We start from the raw sequence: 2204 nt of genomic DNA, 5'->3' as shown, positions 1-2204 counted from the left end.
TGACCCCAGGGATCCCGGTGCTCTCGGAAGAATCGGGCGGGATCCCTTACCCAGAGCGGCAACAGTGGGAGCGGTTTTGGCTGGTGGATCCCTTGGATGGCACCCGAGAGTTTATCGGGCGCAACGGCCAGTTTACGGTGAATATTGCTCTCATCGAGGAAGGGATCCCCATCCTGGGGGTCGTCCATGCCCCAGCTCTGGGCCTCACCTACGCGGCTGCGCAAAAGCTGGGGGCCTGCAAGAGGGAAAGGACTCCGTCCTGCGTTCACGAACAGCCCATCCGCACCTGCCCTTACGCCCAAGAACCCCTACAAGTGGTGGCCAGCCGTTCCCACAGCAACCCGGAGACGGAGCAGTTCCTCGAGCGGCTGCGGCAGCGCTGTGGCTCTCTGGAAGTGAAGTCTGTGGGCAGTGCCCTAAAGCTTTGCCTTGTGGCCGAAGGATCTGCCCATCTCTACCCTCGCTTCGGCCCCACCCTGGAGTGGGATACCGCCGCTGCCCAGTGCATTGTGGAGCAGGCGGGGGGAAGGGTTACCGATCTGGCAGGGGATCCCTTGCGCTACAACAAGCCCGACCTGCACAACCCGCCCTTTGTAGCGGCTGCCGAAGGCATGGCCCAACTGTGGCAGAACCTGATCCCCTGAGGGAAGCTCCGGCTACATGCCCATCTCCGTAGGGTTAAAGCCATCCGGGAACTTGGTGTACTCGTCGTAGAGGGCACCGCGGAAATGGGTGTTGGTGATGATGGCTCCGCGCAGATCGGCCCCAATCCGCAGATCGGCTCGGTTCAGCTCGGCTTCGCTGAGGTCGGCCCTGAGCAATTTGGCCCGGTAGAGGTTGGCCCCCCGCAAATCTGCCTTCACCAACTTAGCCCCAATCAGGTTCACCCGTCGCAGCTTGGCTCCGCGCAGGTCGGCTCCCGAGAGATCTGCTCCCGACAAATCCGCCTCGCGCAAATCTGCCCCACTCAAGTCGGCATCCCGTAGGATAATGCCCTTCAAATTCGCGCCACTCAACTGCGCTCCACTCAGGTTGGAGCCCGAAAAATCCCGTTGGCCAGACGCATAAGCCTGCAACAGTTGCTTGGCATCCAAGAGAGGCTTGATACTTGCTGTTGTCATCGCTGTTTGTTCTCTCACAAAACCGTAGGCAAACTAACCTCAGCCCTGCCGGAAGCAGGCTGTGACCCTTTCGCAGGTTGATTACCCTCTGGGGATCCCTGCCACTCGAGGTGGAACGCTTTACTGACAGACTTTGCCCTGCTGGTCGGCAGAAGGGCTGTCAGAGTTCTTGTTGGTTAGCTTACCACCCCCCGGCCCAAACTCAGCCCGGCAAGCCTTGAGAGTCGGAGGAGAGCGACATTCCGCCTGTTAGAGCTGGTCAATCTCCTTGCGCAAATTTTCCAACTCCAGATCGACCTCGCTCTCACTTGCGGTGGAAGGTTGGCCTGAGGACTTTGACCCTCCAGAGGGCAACTGACCCTGGATCGACGCCTTGAGCATCAGCAGCTCGTGATCTACATCCGAGCCACCCGCCTCCAAAGCGGCAAACTGGTTTTCCAAATTGTCTACCGCCAGCTCGGCTACTGCCGCCGACTGGGCCTCCAGGGAGTTCACCTTCTCCTCCATACGCTCAAAAGCAGCAAAGGCGCTTGTGGCGTCCACCCGCCCGATAACCTGATTGATTTGCTGGGAAGCCTTGGCGGCGCGGGCGCGAGCGATGAGCATGTCCTTTTTGGTCTTGGCCTCAGCGATCTTGCTCTCCAGCTTGGTCATGTTGGACTTCAGGATCTCCACCTGCTTAGTCTGCTCGTCCAACTGCCGCTTCAGGCTTTGGGCAGTCTCGGCAAAGGTTTTCTTGCGCACCAGCGCTTCCCGAGCCAAAGCTTCGTTGTTGTTGCGCAGGGCCAACTCGGCGCGTCTTTGCCACTCATCAACACTCTGCTGTGCTTGCTCATACTGCCGCTCTATCCGCTTCTGGGCAGCAATGGCCTGGGCAACCGCTTGCCGCATCTGGTAGTGATCCTCAGACATGTCCTGAATGGTCTGGTTCAGGATTTTCTCCGGATCCTCGGCGCTGCTGACCAGCGCATTGATATTGGATCTAATGATTCGGCTGACCCGATCGAACAATCCCATCGGTTGCTTCCCCCTCTAGCGGTCTGACCTAATGCTACCCTTGCTGCTTTGATGCCTTCCAGTGCT

At 59.1% G+C, this 2204-nt stretch carries 3 protein-coding genes; 1 reads left to right on the top strand and 2 read right to left on the bottom strand.

Features of this window, described 5'->3' with window-relative positions:
• Positions 1–644, top strand: a 644-nt coding sequence (gene cysQ, locus NW820_RS01560) for a 3'(2'),5'-bisphosphate nucleotidase CysQ (protein WP_414406495.1), incomplete at its 5' end; no start/stop codon positions are given.
• A 12-nt stretch (positions 645–656) separates the two neighbouring features.
• On the opposite strand, the gene NW820_RS01555 is transcribed toward cysQ, so the two are convergent.
• Positions 657–1121, bottom strand: a complete 465-nt coding sequence (locus tag NW820_RS01555; RefSeq protein ID WP_011432098.1) for a pentapeptide repeat-containing protein — start codon at positions 1119–1121, stop codon at positions 657–659.
• A gap of 249 nt (positions 1122–1370) precedes the next feature.
• Positions 1371–2138, bottom strand: a complete 768-nt coding sequence (locus NW820_RS01550) for a PspA/IM30 family protein (protein ID WP_011432097.1) — start codon at positions 2136–2138, stop codon at positions 1371–1373.
• Positions 2139–2204 lie beyond the last annotated feature (66 nt).

This window comes from Synechococcus sp. R55.7 (assembly GCF_047461955.1).
Classification (GTDB): domain Bacteria; phylum Cyanobacteriota; class Cyanobacteriia; order Thermostichales; family Thermostichaceae; genus Thermostichus.
The sequence above is the reverse complement of the archived record's forward strand: the minus strand, read 5'-3'. Positions and strand labels throughout refer to the sequence as shown.